The organism is Devosia equisanguinis, from assembly GCF_900631955.1.
GTDB classification, from domain to species: domain Bacteria; phylum Pseudomonadota; class Alphaproteobacteria; order Rhizobiales; family Devosiaceae; genus Devosia; species Devosia equisanguinis.
Genome location: NZ_UZWD01000038.1, coordinates 259220 through 275870, shown reverse-complemented (window position 1 = coordinate 275870; position 16651 = coordinate 259220). Strand labels below are relative to the sequence as shown.

At 60.4% G+C, this 16651-nt stretch carries 17 protein-coding genes and 3 tRNA genes; 11 read left to right on the top strand and 9 right to left on the bottom strand.

What is annotated here, in order from left to right; genetic code table 11:
• Positions 1-3: 3 nt before the first annotated feature.
• The 4 genes from DEVEQU_RS16250 (at position 4) to DEVEQU_RS16235 (ending at position 4534) form a co-directional block, all read left to right on the top strand.
• Entirely contained in the window at positions 4-1029 is a 1026-nt protein-coding gene (locus DEVEQU_RS16250) for a FecCD family ABC transporter permease (RefSeq protein WP_126151632.1), read from the top strand.
• Complete coding sequence (locus DEVEQU_RS16245) at positions 1026-2078, top strand: FecCD family ABC transporter permease (RefSeq protein ID WP_126151631.1); 1053 nt, start codon at positions 1026-1028, stop codon at positions 2076-2078. Before DEVEQU_RS16250 ends, DEVEQU_RS16245 begins: the two co-directional genes overlap by 4 nt.
• Positions 2079-2092: 14 nt before the next feature.
• Entirely contained in the window at positions 2093-2920 is an 828-nt protein-coding gene (locus DEVEQU_RS16240; RefSeq protein ID WP_126151630.1) for an ABC transporter ATP-binding protein, read from the top strand.
• A gap of 126 nt (positions 2921-3046) precedes the next feature.
• Complete coding sequence (locus tag DEVEQU_RS16235) at positions 3047-4534, top strand: hypothetical protein (RefSeq protein ID WP_126151629.1); 1488 nt, start codon at positions 3047-3049, stop codon at positions 4532-4534.
• 11 nt (positions 4535-4545) lie between these two features.
• Here the strand turns inward: DEVEQU_RS16235 and DEVEQU_RS16230 are convergent, their stop codons facing one another.
• The 5 genes from DEVEQU_RS16230 to DEVEQU_RS16210 all read right to left on the bottom strand — a co-directional run bounded on the left by DEVEQU_RS16230 (position 4546) and on the right by DEVEQU_RS16210 (position 7214).
• Complete coding sequence (locus DEVEQU_RS16230) at positions 4546-5511, bottom strand: glycosyltransferase family 2 protein (protein WP_126151628.1); 966 nt, start codon at positions 5509-5511, stop codon at positions 4546-4548.
• Between the two features lie 394 nt (positions 5512-5905).
• Positions 5906-5980: transfer RNA gene (locus DEVEQU_RS16225), tRNA-Glu, on the bottom strand.
• Between the two features lie 44 nt (positions 5981-6024).
• Positions 6025-6099 (bottom strand) — tRNA-Glu (locus DEVEQU_RS16220).
• A gap of 74 nt (positions 6100-6173) precedes the next feature.
• A complete protein-coding gene (locus DEVEQU_RS16215) occupies positions 6174-6650 on the bottom strand; it encodes a YcbK family protein (protein WP_126151627.1) in 477 nt (158 codons plus the stop codon).
• A gap of 147 nt (positions 6651-6797) precedes the next feature.
• The gene (locus DEVEQU_RS16210) at positions 6798-7214 is read right to left on the bottom strand and encodes a VOC family protein (protein ID WP_126151626.1); all 417 of its coding nucleotides are present in this window, start codon (positions 7212-7214) and stop codon (positions 6798-6800) included.
• Positions 7215-7454: 240 nt separating this feature from the next.
• Here DEVEQU_RS16210 and DEVEQU_RS16205 point away from each other — a divergent pair, with 240 nt between their 5' ends.
• Entirely contained in the window at positions 7455-8030 is a 576-nt protein-coding gene (locus DEVEQU_RS16205) for a cold-shock protein (RefSeq protein WP_223214272.1), read from the top strand.
• Positions 8030-8608: a DUF192 domain-containing protein gene (locus DEVEQU_RS16200; protein WP_223214263.1), complete on the top strand. Its 579-nt coding sequence runs from the start codon at positions 8030-8032 to the stop codon at positions 8606-8608. The genes DEVEQU_RS16205 and DEVEQU_RS16200 overlap by 1 nt, the downstream gene beginning before the upstream one ends.
• Positions 8609-8658: 50 nt before the next feature.
• Here DEVEQU_RS16200 and trhA read toward each other — a convergent pair whose 3' ends face one another.
• A complete protein-coding gene (gene trhA / locus DEVEQU_RS16195; RefSeq protein WP_126151624.1) occupies positions 8659-9348 on the bottom strand; it encodes a PAQR family membrane homeostasis protein TrhA in 690 nt (229 codons plus the stop codon).
• A 167-nt stretch (positions 9349-9515) separates the two neighbouring features.
• Here trhA and DEVEQU_RS16190 point away from each other — a divergent pair, with 167 nt between their 5' ends.
• A complete protein-coding gene (locus DEVEQU_RS16190; RefSeq protein ID WP_126151623.1) occupies positions 9516-9977 on the top strand; it encodes an ArsR/SmtB family transcription factor in 462 nt (153 codons plus the stop codon).
• 56 nt (positions 9978-10033) lie between these two features.
• On the opposite strand, the gene DEVEQU_RS16185 is transcribed toward DEVEQU_RS16190, so the two are convergent.
• From DEVEQU_RS16185 to DEVEQU_RS16175, 3 genes are all read right to left on the bottom strand, one after another.
• Entirely contained in the window at positions 10034-10813 is a 780-nt protein-coding gene (locus DEVEQU_RS16185; protein ID WP_223214271.1) for an HAD hydrolase-like protein, read from the bottom strand.
• Positions 10814-10939: 126 nt separating this feature from the next.
• A tRNA-Arg gene (locus DEVEQU_RS16180) sits at positions 10940-11016 on the bottom strand.
• 89 nt (positions 11017-11105) lie between these two features.
• Positions 11106-12149, bottom strand: coding sequence for a LacI family DNA-binding transcriptional regulator (locus tag DEVEQU_RS16175; RefSeq protein WP_223214262.1), 1044 nt, complete (start codon positions 12147-12149; stop codon positions 11106-11108).
• A gap of 223 nt (positions 12150-12372) precedes the next feature.
• Here DEVEQU_RS16175 and DEVEQU_RS16170 point away from each other — a divergent pair, with 223 nt between their 5' ends.
• The 4 genes from DEVEQU_RS16170 (at position 12373) to DEVEQU_RS16155 (ending at position 16595) form a co-directional block, all read left to right on the top strand.
• Positions 12373-13602 (top strand): ABC transporter substrate-binding protein, encoded by a 1230-nt coding sequence (locus DEVEQU_RS16170; RefSeq protein WP_126151621.1) that lies wholly within the window; start codon positions 12373-12375, stop codon positions 13600-13602.
• A gap of 75 nt (positions 13603-13677) precedes the next feature.
• Positions 13678-14568: a carbohydrate ABC transporter permease gene (locus DEVEQU_RS16165; RefSeq protein ID WP_223214261.1), complete on the top strand. Its 891-nt coding sequence runs from the start codon at positions 13678-13680 to the stop codon at positions 14566-14568.
• 55 nt (positions 14569-14623) lie between these two features.
• A complete protein-coding gene (locus DEVEQU_RS16160) occupies positions 14624-15505 on the top strand; it encodes a carbohydrate ABC transporter permease (RefSeq protein WP_126151620.1) in 882 nt (293 codons plus the stop codon).
• 4 nt (positions 15506-15509) lie between these two features.
• Complete coding sequence (locus tag DEVEQU_RS16155) at positions 15510-16595, top strand: ABC transporter ATP-binding protein (protein ID WP_126151619.1); 1086 nt, start codon at positions 15510-15512, stop codon at positions 16593-16595.
• Positions 16596-16651 lie beyond the last annotated feature (56 nt).

The following is a 16651-nucleotide window of genomic DNA, read 5'->3' as shown; positions in this document are numbered from 1 at the left end:
TCCATGGTCGAAGCCCAGCACCAGCACAGGCGCCTCGCCCCGCTGATGCTGGGCCTTGGCGTGCTTGCCGCCGCCCTTTTTGCCTTGGTCGTCCTCTCGCTGACGGTGGGCGCGCGCCCCATCGCCTTTGAGACCATGTGGAACGCCGTCGTGGCGTTCGACCCCAATTCCACCGAACATCGCATCATCTGGGATCTGCGCCTGCCGCGCACCCTGGCCGGGCTGCTGGTCGGCGCTGCGCTGGGCCTGGCCGGTGCCGTGCTGCAGGGCGCCACCCGTAATCCCCTGGCCGATCCCGCCATTCTCGGCATCCATTCGGGCGCCTCGCTTTTCGTCGTGGTCGGCGTCGCCCTGTTCGGCCTGTCGCAACTCAGCGCCTATGTCTGGTTCGCCTTTGCCGGCGCCGCTGCGGCCATGCTGGTGGTCTATTCCGTCGCTTCGCTCGGCCGCGAAGGCGCCACCCCCATCAAGCTGGCTCTGGCCGGCGCCGCCACCACCGCCGTCATGCAATCCTTCATCAGCGCCATTCTCCTCACCAGTACCCGCACCCTGGACGAAGTGCGTTTCTGGCAAGTGGGCTCACTGGCCGGGCGCAGCATGGATATCGTGCTGCAGGTATCGCCTTTCCTCGTTGCCGGCGCCATTCTGGCGCTCGCCTCCGCGCGCATGCTCGATGGCCTGGCCATGGGCGAAGATGTCGCGCGGGCGCTGGGACAAAAGGTCGGCCTGTCGCGGGCCGTCGCCGCGCTCGCCGCTGTGGTCCTGGCCGGAGCCAGCACCGCGGCTGCTGGTCCCATCGCATTTGTCGGCTTGACCGTGCCCCATGTCGCCCGCGCCATAACCGGTCCCACCTATCGCTGGATTTTGCCCTATTCCATGCTGCTGGCGCCGATCCTGCTGCTGGGCGCCGACATTCTCGGCCGGGTGATCGCGCCGCCCGGCGAGGTGCAGGTCGGCATCGTCACCGCCTTTATCGGCGCACCCTTCTTCATCGCGCTCGTCCGCCGGCGCAAACTAGCTTCGCTATGAGCTTCGATCTCGGCCTCTCTCGTCTTGCCGGCGTGCGCAATGCCAATCGCCAGCGCCGCCGCCGCGTCAATGGTGCGCTCGTCCTCGCCATCGTCCTGGTTTTCACGCTGGCGCTCTATCTCGGGGATTATCCCCCCCCCCCCGGCGAAATCCTCCGCTCCCTGCTGTCGCCACTCACTGGCGTCGTCGACAAGGGCATTGATTTCATCGTCTTGCAGGTGCGCCTGCCGCGCGCCGCGCTCGCCATTCTCTCCGGCGCCGCCTTCGGCCTTGCCGGAATCATTTTCCAAACTCTTTTGCGTAACCCCTTGGCCAGTCCCGACATTATCGGGATTTCCCACGGCGCCAGCGCCGCTGCGGTATTCTGCATCATCGTACTCGGCTGGTCCGGGCTGGCCGTGTCGCTGGGGGCGCTGTCCGGCGCGGTATTGACGGCCCTGGCCATCTATTTCCTCGCCTGGCGCGATGGCATCACCCCCTATCGCATCGTCCTGATCGGCATCGGCATGGCCGCCATGCTGGGCGCCGTCATTTCCTACATTTTCACCCGCGCCCGTATTTTCGATGTGCAACAGGCCATGGCCTGGCTGGTCGGCAGTCTCAATGCCGCCCGCGCCAGCGACTCGCTGGTGCTCGGGCTGGCCATGCTGGTGCTCATCGCCGCGCTTCTGTTTTTCGTGCGTGGCCTCGATGCGCTGGAACTGGGCGATGATTCCGCCCGCGGCTTGGGCGGCAATATAGAGCAGACCCGTGTCGGCCTCTTGCTGGTGGCCGTAGGGTTCGCGGCCTTTGCTACCGCCGCCGTTGGCCCCGTGGGCTTCGTCGCCTTCGTTTCCGGCCCCATTGCACGGCGATTGCTGGCCGGGGCAGGGCGCGGCCTTGCTCAGGCGGCTGGCGTTGGCGCTGTGGTCATGCTCGGCTCGGACCTGGTGGCCCAGCATGCCTTGCCGTCCGTGCAATTGCCTGTCGGCGTCGTCACCGGCGCCTTTGGCGCGATCTTCCTGCTTTGGCTGCTCATGGCGTCCGGTCGCTCCGGTCGCGTCAACTGAATGGAGTGCGGTTCATGACCCTTTCTCACCAATTGCTCGCAGCGGGGCTGGATCTGGGTTATGGCGACCGCAAGATCGTCTCTGCCCTCGACCTCACAGTGCCGCCGGGCAAGCTGACAGTGATCGTCGGTGCCAATGCCTGCGGAAAGTCGACCCTGCTGCGCGGTCTGGCGCGCCTCCTGGCCCCCAGCCGCGGCGCCGTCTATCTTGATGGCAAGCCCATCCACCAGATGCCGACCCGCGACGTTGCCACCGTGCTCGGCGTCCTGCCGCAATCCCCGGTGGCGCCCGATGCCATTGTCGTGGCCGATCTCGTCGGCCGCGGCCGCTATCCCCATCAAGGCTGGTTCCGTCGCTGGACTCCCGAGGACGACGCCGCCGTCGCCGAGGCCCTGGCCGCGACCGATACCGCCGAACTGGCCGATCGTCCCGTTGATGAACTCTCCGGCGGCCAGCGCCAGCGCGTCTGGATCGCCATGGCCCTGGCGCAGCAGACGGACCTCCTGCTGCTCGACGAGCCCACCACTTTCCTCGACATCAACCACCAGGTCGAAGTGCTCGACCTGCTGACCGACCTGGTCAGGAATCGCGGCCGCACCGTCGTCGTCGTGCTGCACGACCTCAACCTCGCCTGCCGCTACGCCGATCACATCGTGGCCATGAAATCCGGCACCATCGTCGCCGAAGGCCGCCCCGCCGACGTCATGACCGAAGCCGTCGTCGCCAACGTCTTCGGCATGGCCTCCCGCATCGTCCTCGACCCCATCTCCGACACCCCCCTAATCCTCCCCATCGGCCGCCACCACGTGGAAATGGCGGTGACAGGGGAACGGGTGGTGTGAGGGGCTGAAATGCTCTTCTGAAGTGTCGACATCGCGCCGCCTACAGATGAATCCGGCGTCACTATTTCCTGTCGGGCCCATTTCGTCTATACGCCGGTAGATTTCACTGTTTAGGGCAGCTCAGGCATGCGGCGATTTTCTCTGGCCAGTTCGTCCCGTACATCTGTCGTGATTGGGGTGTGTTTCGCAACATACTTGTTGGTGCACGGGATTAACCTGATCCCGTCCGGCTATAACATAGATGACTGGGGGCACGCCGCCGAAGGGTCTGATTGGGGGGTATTGGGGCGATGGGGGCTGGAGGTTTTTTACCGCCATGGCCTTGGATTGTCGTTCAGTGTCACACTGCAGATAGCAATCGCCTTCCTGTCCTTCCTGGCGATCAGCTTCCTTTTGGTCGAAACCTACTGTGACACCTGGTCCAAATCGAAGAAGAACCTTGCGGTCGGCGCGATATTTCTCGTTGGAACCAGCCATCCCTACTGGCTGGATAGCAACAATTTCTCGACGGCGATTGGGGCATACCCTTTTGCGGCTGCCTTGGGCGTGCTGGCGTTTTATCTCCCGGTAGCGGCGAGACGTTCCCGTATCACCCTGTCTGTCGGGGCGTGCGTGTTAGGAGGAGGCTTGTTCGGAGCAGCCCTGGCGATCTATCAGCCGGCGGGGTTGTTCGGTCTGGTTATGGCAGGCGCTGTATTGTTCAAGCCAGAAATGAGAAGCGCCGGCCACTTCTTTAAGGTGGCCTGCCTAATTCTCGTGACCATTGCGGTAGGTCTGGTGCTCTACCGCCTGCAATCCCAGTATTATTTCATCCTTCACCCGGAGAAGGTGCCGAACGAATTATTGTCTTTCGCGGGTGTTTCGTTGTTTTTGCAAAAAGCTTCGCAGCTTTTCTCGCTGTATTTTTATTCTCTTTCCGCGGGGCAGTTTGCGGCTTGGACGCCAGCCTATGATTGGGCAATGAAGTTGCTCGTTGTGGCGCTCGCTCTGGCAACTCTGTGTCTCGTGAAGGTGCTGGTCGGGAATAAGCGATATTGGGAAGCGGCGAGAGCGTGCGTGGCCGTAGGGGCCTGTGCGGTTCTGCCGATCCTTGGCGGGTGGCTGTTTATCGAGCCTGACTTCCCCATCCGGTCGCTCAGCCTCATCGCTTTTCCCGTGGTTTTCCTAATCTTCGTAGTGCTTCATGAGACCAAATCACCTGCCGCGGTTGAAGACAAAATCTTCGCAGCTGCTCTGATCGTGAGTGGCACCGTCTTTGCCGTTGGATTGATGATGTCATCTGTAGGTTGGACCAAGCAGCAGCGATCCTATGAGCGAGACTTGGCTGTCGCTTATGCCGTGTCCGGAGCCCTTGCGGCATATCCTCCAGGCCTGGAAATTAGGTTGGCCGGAAGTCGCAGCTACAATGATTTGGTGCCGATCGCTTCGGTGGGTCAATCGATCTACGAAAATTACTGGGCGAAAATTTTCATTTTTTGGGAGCTGTTTCGCCTCAGTGTACAACCGGTCGAAACCAGCCCTGTGGCTTGCCAGGCCGCTCCGAAGCCTGGTTCGATCGTGCGGGTGGACAACGTTGTTTACGTCTGCCTAGAGGCATTCCAAGACGCAAGCTAGACCTTGGCAGGTTATCTGCGTTGTGCCGACGTTTCCGCCCGTATTACGGTTCTCACCACGTAGAGTGGACGGCCCTTGACCTCGATATAGATCCTGGACACGTACTCGCCGATAACACCTAGGCCAGTAAGGATAACACCGCTGGAAAACAGGATCGCCACCATCAGTGAGGCGTAGCCCGGGACATCGATGTTATCCAGAATAAGAGCCCGGAAAATCATCACTCCCCCATAAATGAGCGCGAACGCAGCGAAGGCGAGGCCGACATAGGTCCAGATGCGGATAGGCAATGAGCTGAATGCGGTGATTCCATCGACTGCAAATGACCAGAGCCGCCTATAGGCCCATTTGGACGTTCCCAGCTCACGTTTGGGACGCTCATAATAGACCACCTCTGTCCGGAAGCCGAGCCACGCGAAGAGGCCTTTGTTGAACCGATTGCGTTCAGGTAATGAGAGCAACGCGTTCACGACGGGGCGTGACATCAACCTGAAGTCACCAGCATTGTTCGGAATGCTGACTTCGCTCATCTGGTTTATGGTTCGATAGAATGCGCTGGCGGTCCAGCGTTTGAACGCGCTGTCCGTTTCACGCTTGCTGCGTACAGCGATCACGACCTCCGCACCGCTGTCCCACTTTGCAGTCATCTCCGGAATGATCTCTGGCGGGTCCTGTAGGTCCGCATCCAACGGAATCACCGCGTTGCCCCGGGCATGCTGAATACCCGCAGTTAGCGCTGCTTCCTTGCCGAAGTTGCGACTGAGATCGACAATGACAATTTCCGGATGTGCTCGCTGCAGTCCAACCAGACCCGTAACTGTGTTGTCATGGCTACCGTCATTTACGCACACCACCTCAAACGACCTGCCAAGTGATCTCAACGTCGGCAAAAGCCGAAAGAAAAGAGACGCCAGCCCATCTTGCTCGTCCTTCATCGGGATGACGATGGAAAGTTCTGGGATGGTAGGTGCAGTCATTGAGGCGTCTCAGGATAATGGCGAGTGAAAAATAGCTTGGGGTACTGCCGCGATGGCAAAACCAACCTTGAATAGGCGGTGAACATCATTTGCTCCAATTTGGGTGCGTACAGGTCCCCGCTGGCTCGCAAAGAAGGAGATGTCGAGTCATCACTTCCAATGTCTGTCGGAAAACTATTCTAAAAGCGGCTTCATTTTGGCGATACCAGATCCGATTGGCAAAAGGTACCTGTCAAAACTACCACGTCCAAAAGGGGCCGCTATTGGCGTCCCTCCGAGCGTCATCTGGCTTAGTGTCGGATGACACTCCCCAAGAGCCACGCTGCATTAGCGCATCGCACAGGGTCAACCGTTCAGATTTCGTTCATAATGCGGTCATGTAGGGGATTTGATTTGGTACGCCCAAGGGGAATCGAACCCCTGTTTACGCCGTGAGAGGGCGTCGTCCTGACCGCTAGACGATGGGCGCACAATCTATCGCTTTTGTCTCCAACCGCCAAAAAGCGGGAGGAGTGGTACGCCCTAGGGGAATCGAACCCCTCTCTGCACCGTGAAAGGGTGCCGTCCTAACCGATAGACGAAGGGCGCATCAGCGCGATGGCTGTCGTATAGTTGGGCTCTTCACGCGACGCAACCCATTTCGTTGTTTCGCATCATTTTTTTCAACAGCCTGAGAAGGTGACCGGTCGATTATAGCCGCGCGGCCGGTCGCGAACATCGACGTGAATGAAGGTTCTGCCGGGGTAACAGCCCAATCCGCCTACGCCATTGGTGCGCATGGCGAATTCGATCAGCCGCGACTTATCCACACCCGGGATGTAGAAGTCCGCCGCCATGCACTTCATGTGGTAGGAATTGTCGGCGCCGCCAGCGGCCGAATTGTTATGCGTGTCGCGATAGCCCGACTGCATCACCACCTTTTTCCCGAAATGCCCCTCGAATTCCCAGATCAGGAATCGCAGTTTCGGCGTCAGGCAAAACGCATTCACCGATTTGGACGAGACATAGGTGCCCCAATCCGAGCGCAGCCCGGAATAGGACGGGCCGCTGCCGCTGGCGAACATGGCCATCGGCACGCAGGCCGTGAGTGTGGCTGCCGTAGCGAGAGTGGCAATGGCGGAGCGGAGCAGGGAGGGCATGGCGACTTTCCCGAGGCCGGATGTGGCGCGCGCGCAACAGGCAATGGGCCGTGGTTCTGGTCGCTAAAATTAGAACTGTTTCGCTAACCGCCCGCTAAGCGGCACGGTTAGCGTTTGCTTAATGACGCAATTTGCGCCGGCCGTGGCCTACCAGCTGCCGGTATTGGGCATGGACGCCCATGGCTCCTGCGGGTCGAGGCGGCCATCCTGGATCAGTTCGATGGAGATTCCGTCCGGAGAGCGAACAAAGGCCATGTGGCCATCGCGCGGCGGGCGGTTGATGGTGACCCCCATCCCCTGCAGATGCGCGCAGAGCGCGTAAATGTCCTTTACCCGGTAAGCGAGGTGGCCAAAATTTCGGCCTCCGCCATAGGTCTCGGGGTCCCAGTTATAAGTCAGCTCAACTTCGCCGCCCTCGTCGCCGGGGGCGCGCAGGAAGATGAGCGTGTAGCGGCCCTTCTCGTTTTCGGAGCGGCGCACTTCTTCGAGGCCGAGCCCGTCGCGGTAAAAGCGCAGGCTGTCCTCGATATTGGTGATCCGCACCATGGTGTGCAGGTATTTCATAGCTTTCTCCTCGACTAGGCTGGGTTCAGAAGGGGGTAACAAGGCTTTCCCAAGCGAGCAACGCCGCAGTGGCGATGCAGTGCCAACTATTTCGAAAGACCTTCTTAACTTTTGAGCCTGAATCGGCCAGAGTGATTCAAGAGTGTGAGGAGTACCCGCGGTCGCAGCGGGCGCGTATGAGAAGGCGTTGCAATGGGGGCCAAGATCAACGGCGAGGGCGGTGAGTCCGACAGCCTGTCCATGGAGACTGGGCCGGATCACCATGAAAGCGGCAATGCCGCCGGCAGCCAGCAATCGCTCGATACGATCGAGATTTCAGGCTCCATCAAGTGGTTCGACGCTGGCAAGGGCTTCGGCTTCATCGTGCCGGACAATGGCATGGCCGATGTACTGCTGCATGTCACCTGTCTGCGCCGCGACGGCTATCAGACGGCCTATGAAGGTGCGCGCATCGTTGTCGAGGCCTTGAACCGCCCTGGCGGGCTGCAGGCCTTCCGCATTGTCTCGATGGACGAATCCACCGCGCGCCACCCCTCCCAAATGCCCGCACCGCGGACCCATGTCGTGGTGGAAGCCAGCTCCGGCATGGTGCGGCTTGAGGTGAAGTGGTTTAACCGCATTCGCGGCTTCGGCTTCCTGTCGGCCGGCGAAGGCAGTCCGGACATCTTCGTGCATATGGAGACGCTGCGTCGCTTCGGAATTACCGAGCTCCGCCCGGGCCAGTTCGTGCTGGTCCGCTACGGCAATGGCCCCAAGGGCCTTATGGTCGCCGAAATTCGTCCTGATGGTTGGGGTGAGGCGCCATCCTCGCATTGATGGCGATGCGCTTGCGCTGCCTGTCATTTTCGGCACCGGCACTAGCTGGGAGCCACCACGACCTTGAGGATAAACCCGCCGTGAGCAGCATTTCTGTTTCCACTTCATCCCCGTTTGCCGGGATGCGCCTCCTGCGGTCCTTGGGCGCGGCTGGGGTGGCGCTCCTGGTGGCCATGCCTTTGGCGGCCTGCAGCGACGAAAGCCGTCTGGTCCTCAAAACCGCTTCCGGCGATCATACATTCACGGTCGAAGTGGTTGATACGCCGGAATCGCGGGCGCGTGGGCTCATGTATCGGCAGGAATTGGCCGATGACGCCGGCATGCTGTTCGACTTCCAGTCTGAGCACCCCGTGTCGTTCTGGATGCAGAACACCTTCATTCCGCTCGACATGATCTTCATTGGGGCCGATGGATTGGTGAAGACCATTCATGTCAATGCGCGGCCGCACGACACCACCTCGATACCCTCACAGGTGCCGGTGCAATATGTGCTGGAGATTCCGGGCGGCCGTAGTGAGGAAATTGGCCTTGAGCCCGGCGATCGCGTCGAGCATGTGCGGATCAAGCCAGCAAACTGAACCGCTTTTCGCGAGCAAATACGCTCTTGGCCCTTGCTCCACGGGCTTGGTCAGATGCGCGCTACGATCATGCAGTCGATAACCGCCCACAGGTGCAGGCTGGCGCCGGCGACGACGCAGACATGCCACAAGGCATTCTGGAAGCGCAGCTTTTCCCAGAGATGGAAGATGATGCCGGCCGAATAGGTGACGCCACCTGCCAGCAATAGCCACAGCGTCGTTGCTGGCAGCACAGTGGCCAGCGACTGAAAGACGAGAACGCCGCTCCAGCCGATGGCCAGGTAAAGCACGATGGCAAGACGCCCAAATCGTTGCGGCATGATAAGTTTGAGGGCCACGCCAACCAGGGAGGCGCCCCAAACCAGGCTCATCATGACGGTGCCGACCGGCGTACCGCCGATGACAGCCAGAAATGGCGTGTACGACCCGGCAATGAACAGGAAAATGGCAGCCTGATCGAGCCGCGCCAAATGGCGTTTGATCGGCGAAACCGGCCAGAGATTGTAAGCCAGCGACACCCCGAGCACGACGATCAAGGTGCTGACATAGACCAGCAGTGCCGGAAATGCCTCTGGCGCGGTGTGCAGCAGGGTCAGCGTCAGCAGGATGGATCCCGCGGCCACAGCCACGACCAGGCCCAGAATATGCACCGCAGCGTCGACGACGAGTTCTGCGACGGTGAACGGCCGCTGCTCGCGGCTCCACCAGGAATAGGATTGTGGTTTGCTGGTAATGGTCATGGCACTCTCCCTAGCCGCATCGTGTGGCGGAGAAATGACCAGTTCCTTGCCGGGGGCGCTCGAAAAGCGGTGACGGTAAAGCCGCGCCCAACAATCCTGGTGAACAACAGCTTGTTGTTCGCGCCAAGTGCTTGACGCGTAACGCTGCGCTTACTTTAACCGCTGGGATGAGCAGGAAATCCAAAGCCCCGATCGACGTCTTTTCCGCACTGGCCGACGCGACGCGTTGCCAGATTGTCGAGATCTTACGCGACGGGCCCGTGCCCGTTCACGAATTGGCCGAGCGTTTCCCAATCAGCCGCCCGGCCATCTCTCGCCACCTGCGCGTCCTGAAAGCGGCGGGTCTGGTCACCGAAGTGAAAAAGGGGCGAGAAAATTTCTACGCCTTCCAGCGCGGCCGCATTGCTGGTGCCGAGCGCTGGCTTGTCGCGATTTCGACCGCTCCACAAAAGCCTGGTGCCAACGCGAGCGAGGAAAAGGCGGCTCCCAACCGGAATGGGGCCAAGATCGCCGGAAAGAACGCAAGGCCGGCCCGGCCGGAGCCAGCAGCGCCGCCGCCGGCAACCAGGACGAAAAAGCCCAAGACTGAGCTAGAGCCCGCCCTGAACCAGATGGGTTTTGATTTTTAGCACTGCCCCGCAAGCCAAACGCGCGTCGTCAGAGAGTGACGTCCGGAAGTTTGCGCTTAAAGCATCGGTGCGGGCAGGGGGTCGATCATCGACATCGCGTGCTCGTCGGGTTCGAACATGGTTTCGACGGCGCGCTGAAAGTCGGACGGCGTCCACATGATATGGCTGGGATTAAGCCGCGCCTCCACGGCCCCCAGGGCTGCGCGCGCACCCAAGGCGATCGGGCGGATCTGATAGCCGGTGACCTTTGAGGCAGCAAGGGCCGCAGAAATGTCCTTGCGTTGGTCGCCGATATACCAGACCACGTCAGAGCGCCGCAGTTCCCGCCCGATATCGCCAAGTGCCGTAACGATGGAGTCGGGCCAGGGCTTGCCGCGCGGGACATCCTCGCGAAACACGCATTTGGAGAAGTACTTGCGCAGGTCGAAGGCATCGATCACGTCGTGGCCATAGCCGCGCCCAAGCCCATTGCTGACCAGGCCCAGTGTTACGCCTTCGGCCTTCAAGCGCTCGAGCGTCTCGCGCATGGCTTCGCATGGCAGCAGCATCTGCTCGACCGACTTGCGCCGCACTTTGTGAATGGCTTTGTGCACCAAAAGCTTGGGAGCCTTGGCCGGAGCAACGCTCATATTGCGGCGGCGCAGGCGGAAACGTGCGACCAGTCGGCCGCCCCGGTGCGAACAATCGTCCAGGAATTCCAGCATCTGCAGCACCCGCGGATTGACGTGGTGCACCAATGTTCCATCGAGATCAAAGAGAACGATGGTCGGTCGCTTCGCGTGTAAAGCCAGTGGATCAGCCCCCGTTTGTGGCAGCAAAGTGGCGCAAAACACCATCGAGGGCAAGCGCGCCGGGCCGCAAGAAGCCGTTACCCCAGGATTTCCGCGACTTTTCACGGGTCGGCTTACCAGCCTCGGAGACATCCAAGAACGGCGGTCGCGAATCGGTATGTGAGGAGAGGGTGGCGATCCCGACAGGATTCGAACCTGTGACCAACAGCTTAGAAGGCTGCTGCTCTATCCAGCTGAGCTACGGGACCGTTGCTGATATTTGCGGGTTTCCTTTAGCGCATTTTGGCGCAAAGAAAACCGCAAATGCCGCTGACGTGCCCGGTAGCTTGCGAATTCGCTAGGCGCTGGCAAGCTCGGCAGGGCGGCCGGTGCTTTCGCGGGCAATCAGTTCGGACTGCAACACGATCCGCAGGGGCGTGCCATTGCCCTGCCGCCCTTCGATCAGGTCTATCAGGGCCTCCGCAGCCATCTTTCCAAGAGTCTCGCGCGGCTGGCGCATGGTTGAAAGCGGCGGTGAGTAATGCGGCGCGACGCCGAGATCATCGAATCCGATCACGGAAATGTCGCGAGGGCACAAGATGCCGTGACGGCGGAGGCCGGAGAGAAAACCGATGGCGGATTCGTCATTGGCGGCAAAAACAGCGGTCGGCCTGTCGGCCAAGGTCATGTAGCGCGCCGAGGCGGCAAATCCACTATCCATCTCGAAACTGCCGCGAAACACCCATTCGGGTGCAATTGGCAGGCCCTCGCGATTCATGGCGCGGTTAAAACCGGCCAAGCGGTCACGCGCGACAACGTTCTGCTCGGGCCCGAAAATATGACCGATGCGGCGGTGCCCCAGCTCGATGAGATGCCTGGTGGCGCGCTCGGCCGCCTGGACATTGTCGGTCACCACCGTGTGAAAACCGGAATTGGGAATGTCTTCGCAGGCGACCACGAGGGGCACGGAGTAGGGGGCCGAAGTGATAACCCGCAGGTCGTCGGCGTTCAGCGAGCCATCGAGCAGCAATAGCCCGTCGGCCCTGTTGGAGAGCAGGTAGTCCTGCAGTCGTGTAGCCTGGTGGCCGAAATAGAGGTTGGCCACCAGCATGCCGTAGCCGCGCGCCGTCACCTCACGCTCGATGGCATCGAGGATCGACGAGAAGAAAGGATTGCGTATATCGGGCAGCGCCACGAGGATGGTGCGCGCCGAACGCTGGCGCAGCGACCGGGCTGTCTGGTTAAGCGTGTAACCGGTTACACGGACCGCCTCCGAAACACGGGCACGTGTGCCATCACTTACCCTCTCTGGCGAAGACAGGGCGCGACTGACCGTGGCGGTGGACACCCCTGCTGACCTCGCAACATCTTGAATCGTCGGCGTTTTTCGCTCTGGACGCACGCTGTCAGCGCCCCCTCTCGCCGCCAGTTATGCAATCTGTCTAAATCGATCTTGACATGTCCGCAAGACGTGTATGAAACTCCTGAAATCGATTGCACAACCTGTTTAGGCGGTCTATGCAATCGATTACACCGCGTTGCAGTCTTGCGCCTGAGGAAGGTTAGGGTTGCAGCGGGTGCATCGCTGGGGCGAATGCCCCTCGTGTTCGTTGGGAGGACAACCTATGAAAAAGTTTGCAGTGGTTGCCACATTGGCAACTGCTTTCCTCGGCTCAACCGCCGTTTTCGCAACCGACCTCGAAGTCACCCATTGGTGGACTTCCGGTGGTGAAGCTGCTGCCGTTGCCGAACTGGCCAAGGCATTCGACGCTTCGGGTGACAAGTGGATCGACGGCGCTATCGCCGGCGGTGGTGGCACTGCCCGCCCGATCATGATCAGCCGCATCACCGGTGGTGATCCGATGGGTGCAACCCAGTTCAACCACGGCCAGCAGGCCCTGGAACTGGTTGAAGCCGGCCTGATGCTCGACCTGACCGACGTCGCCGAAGCCAACAACTGGAAGGAAGTGATCTATCCGCCATCCCTGTTGGACGCCTGTACCGTCGATGGCCGCGTCTATTGCGCTCCTGTGAACATCCACTCGCCCGAATGGCTCTGGCTGTCGAACAAGGCATTTGAGGATGCCGGCATTCCCGTCCCGACCAACTGGAACGAGTTCGTTGCTGCAGGGCCTGCCCTCGAAGCAGCAGGCAAGATCCCGCTGGCACTGGGTAACCAGCCCTGGCAGTCGGCCACCGCTTTCGGTGCCATCGCGATTGGCGTTGCCGGTCTCGATGTCTGGAAGCAGGTCAACATTGAAAAGAACATGGACGTTGCCGCTGGTCCGGAATATGCCGCAGTCTTCCAGGCTGTCGCCGACGCCCGCGCGCTGGCTGCCAATTCCAACGTCCAGGACTGGAACCAGGCCACCAACCTCGTGATCACCGGCGAAGCCGGCGGCCAGATCATGGGTGACTGGGCTCAAGGTGAATTCCAGGTTGCCGGTCAGGTTGCTGGTGAAGACTATACCTGTCTGCCGGGTCTGGGCCTTAATGCCTACCTGTCGACCGGTGGTGATGCGTTCTACTTCCCCAAGCTCAACGATCCCGAGAAGGAAGCCGCCCAGAAGCGTCTTGCCGCCCTGCTCGTCTCGCCTGAAGTCCAGGTTGCGTTCAACCTGAAGAAGGGCTCCCTGCCGATCCGTGGTGACGTCGATCTCGGCGCCGCGAATGACTGCATGAAGAAGGGTCTGGAACTGCTCGCTTCCGGCAACATCCTGCCGTCGGGTGACATGGTCTGGTCGCCGGACGTCCAGAAGCAGAACGAAGACCTGATGGTCGAATTCTGGAATTCTGACATGGCTCCGGAAGTCGCTCACCAGCAGTGGGTCGCCAACCTGAAGTCGGGTCTCTAATTCCGAACTAGCGCCGGGGCCAATCCTCAAACGGATTGGCTCCGGCTTTGTCTATTTGGGGCTTAGGAGCGCACGGTGGCAGGTTTGCATCCCGCACGATTGTTCAAAAATATAAACGCCAAGATCGCGGCCATTCCGATGGTTTTCACCGCGCTGGTGGTTTTCTTAGGCGGGACGCTCTGGACCGTCGTCTATTCTTTCACCAACTCGAAACTGCTGCCGCGGACGACCTTTGTCGGCTTTGAGCAATATGAGCGTTTGTGGGCCACCAGCCGTTGGGTTGTGTCGATCCAGAACCTCTTGCTTTACGGCGTTTTCAGTCTTGTCTTTACCATCGGCATTGGTTTCCTGCTGGCCGTACTCATGGATCAGAAGATCCGCTTCGAGGACGCCTTCCGCACGGTCATGCTCTATCCATTCGCCCTCTCGTTCATCGTGACGGGTCTGGTCTGGCAGTGGATTCTCAATCCGCAGTTCGGCATCCAGCACATTGTGCGCGGCTTCGGGCTGGAATGGTTTACCTTCGATCCCCTGAACAACCCGCAGACGGTGATGTTCGGCCTGCTCATTGCCGGTCTCTGGCAGGGCACGGGCTTTGTCATGTGCCTGATGCTCGCCGGTTTGCGCGGCATTGATGAGGAAATCTGGAAGGCGGCGCGTGTCGATGGCATTCCGCGCTGGAAGGTTTACCTCTTCATCATCATTCCGATGATGCGTCCGGTATTCATCACCACCCTGGTGATCGTCGCGTCCGGCATCATCCGCCTCTACGATCTGGTGGTCGCGCAGACCTCCGGTGGTCCCGGCAATGCCAGCCAGGTCCCCGCCATGTATGTCTATGACTACATGTTCCAGGCCCAGAACCTCGCACAGGGCTTCGCCGCATCCTCCATGATGCTGCTCTCGGTGCTCATCGTGCTCATTCCGTGGGCCTACCTCGAATTCGGAGGCAAGAAGCGTGGCTGATCTCACTGCATCTTCAGCGCCCGCGACCGCACAAGCGTCGTCCGCCGCGTCTGCTATGAACGGCCCGCGCGGGGCCAAGCCGAAGCGTCGCCTCTCGCCGCGCAATATCATGCTCTATGGCACGCTGTTCGTGGTCTGCGTCTATTATGCGCTGCCGCTCTGGGTCATGATCATGACCTCGCTCAAGGGCATGCCGGAAATCCGGCTGGGCAATATCTTCTCCCCGCCTGTCGAAGTTACCTTCCAGCCCTGGGTCAAAGCCTGGGCCGAAGCCTGTACAGGCCTCAACTGCGATGGCCTGTCGCGCGGCTTCTGGAACTCGGTGCGCATCACCGTGCCGTCCACCATCATCTCGATCCTGATTGCTTCGGTGAATGGCTACGCGCTGGTCAACTGGAAGTTCAAGGGCTCGGACATCTTCTTCACCATCCTGATCTTCGGCTCTTTCATCCCCTACCAGGTGATGCTCTATCCGATGGTGATCCTGCTGCGTGAACTGGGTGTCTACGGCACCCTGCAGGGTCTGGTCATCGTGCACTCCATCTTTGGCATGCCCATCCTGACATTGTTGTTCCGCAATTACTTCTCGTCATTGCCGGAAGAACTCTTCAAGGCGGCGCGTGTGGACGGGGCAGGGTTCTGGGGCATCTACTTCCGCATCATGCTGCCGATGTCGATCCCGATCTTCGTCGTCGCCGTCATTCTGCAGGTTACCGGCATCTGGAACGACTTCCTGTTCGGCGTGGTGTTTACCAAGCCCGAACTCTACCCGATGACGGTGCAGCTCAATAACATCGTGAACTCGGTCCAGGGTGTGAAGGAATACAATGTGAACATGGCAGCGACGGTTCTCACCGGCCTGGTGCCGCTGTTCGTGTACTTCGTCTCTGGCAGGCTCTTCGTGCGCGGTATTGCCGCCGGTGCCGTGAAAGGCTGAATGAATGGACTACTCAATCCAGGTCAAAAACCTCAAACTCGACTTTGGCTCCGTACATGTGCTCAAGAGCCTTGATCTCGACGTGAGCGAGGGCGAGTTCATCGTTCTGCTCGGCTCGTCGGGTTGCGGCAAGTCGACCCTGCTCAACTGCATCGCCGGCCTGCTCGACATCACCGACGGGCAGATCTTCATCAAGGGCAAGAACGTCACCTGGGCCGAGCCGTCGCAGCGCGGCATCGGCATGGTGTTCCAGTCCTATGCGCTCTATCCGCAGATGACGGTGCGCGGAAACCTCTCCTTCGGCCTGCAGAATGCGCGCATGCCCAAGGACGAGATCGCCAAACGCGTCAAACGCGCCTCCGAGATCCTGCAGATCGAGGCGCTGCTCGATCGTAAGCCGGCGGCCCTCTCCGGTGGCCAGCGCCAGCGTGTGGCTATCGGCCGTGCCCTGGTGCGCGATGTGGACGTCTTCCTGTTCGATGAGCCGCTGTCCAACCTCGACGCCAAGCTGCGCAGCGACCTCCGCGTCGAGATCAAGCGTCTGCACCAGCGCCTCAAGAACACCATGGTCTATGTGACGCATGACCAGGTGGAGGCCATGACGCTGGCTGATCGCATTGCCATCATGCGTGATGGCATGATCCTGCAGCTCGATACCCCGCACGCGGTCTATAACCGGCCGGTCAATCTTTACGTGGCAGGCTTCATCGGTTCGCCGGCGATGAATTTCCTCAAGGGCTCGATTGCCGATGGGTCCTCCGTCGTCAAGCTCGACGGTGTTTCGGTGCCGATGAACAACTACGCCTTCGACAGTAAGCCGACCGACGGACAGAACGTGGTTCTTGGCATCCGGCCCGAGCATATCAGCGTCGGCGCCGATGCGGCCAAGGCGTCGTTCCAGTTCGAAGCCGAAATCGAGATTGTCGAGCCCATGGGCTCCGAGCAACTGGCCTATACCCGCCTTGCGGGTCAGCCCGTAACCATCCGCTGCTCGTCCGATATTCCGATGGAAGCGGGCCAGAAGATCAATCTTGGCTTCGACGTGGCACGTGGCTCGCTCTTCGACGCCACCAGCGAAATGCGGCTCTAGTCGTTCCTTAACCATGGCGGCGCCCCAGGCGGGCGCCGTCGCGTCGTTTGTACGGC

Bases quoted from the DNA above. Each gene is read 5' to 3' on its own strand.
- DEVEQU_RS16235 (WP_126151629.1), top strand. From the start codon at position 3,047: ATGCGGCGATTTTCTCTGGCCAGTTCGTCCCGTACATCTGTCGTGATT.
- DEVEQU_RS16215 (WP_126151627.1), bottom strand. From the start codon at position 6,650: ATGCCCTCCCTGCTCCGCTCCGCCATTGCCACTCTCGCTACGGCAGCC.
- DEVEQU_RS16230 (WP_126151628.1), bottom strand. From the start codon at position 5,511: ATGACTGCACCTACCATCCCAGAACTTTCCATCGTCATCCCGATGAAG.
- trhA (WP_126151624.1), bottom strand. From the start codon at position 9,348: ATGACCATTACCAGCAAACCACAATCCTATTCCTGGTGGAGCCGCGAG.
- DEVEQU_RS16245 (WP_126151631.1), top strand. From the start codon at position 1,026: ATGAGCTTCGATCTCGGCCTCTCTCGTCTTGCCGGCGTGCGCAATGCC.
- DEVEQU_RS16190 (WP_126151623.1), top strand. From the start codon at position 9,516: ATGAGCAGGAAATCCAAAGCCCCGATCGACGTCTTTTCCGCACTGGCC.
- DEVEQU_RS16155 (WP_126151619.1), top strand. From the start codon at position 15,510: ATGGACTACTCAATCCAGGTCAAAAACCTCAAACTCGACTTTGGCTCC.
- DEVEQU_RS16210 (WP_126151626.1), bottom strand. From the start codon at position 7,214: ATGAAATACCTGCACACCATGGTGCGGATCACCAATATCGAGGACAGC.
- DEVEQU_RS16185 (WP_223214271.1), bottom strand. From the start codon at position 10,813: ATGGTGTTTTGCGCCACTTTGCTGCCACAAACGGGGGCTGATCCACTG.
- DEVEQU_RS16170 (WP_126151621.1), top strand. From the start codon at position 12,373: ATGAAAAAGTTTGCAGTGGTTGCCACATTGGCAACTGCTTTCCTCGGC.
- DEVEQU_RS16250 (WP_126151632.1), top strand. From the start codon at position 4: ATGGTCGAAGCCCAGCACCAGCACAGGCGCCTCGCCCCGCTGATGCTG.
- DEVEQU_RS16240 (WP_126151630.1), top strand. From the start codon at position 2,093: ATGACCCTTTCTCACCAATTGCTCGCAGCGGGGCTGGATCTGGGTTAT.
- DEVEQU_RS16160 (WP_126151620.1), top strand. From the start codon at position 14,624: ATGAACGGCCCGCGCGGGGCCAAGCCGAAGCGTCGCCTCTCGCCGCGC.
- DEVEQU_RS16205 (WP_223214272.1), top strand. From the start codon at position 7,455: ATGGAGACTGGGCCGGATCACCATGAAAGCGGCAATGCCGCCGGCAGC.
- DEVEQU_RS16200 (WP_223214263.1), top strand. From the start codon at position 8,030: ATGGCGATGCGCTTGCGCTGCCTGTCATTTTCGGCACCGGCACTAGCT.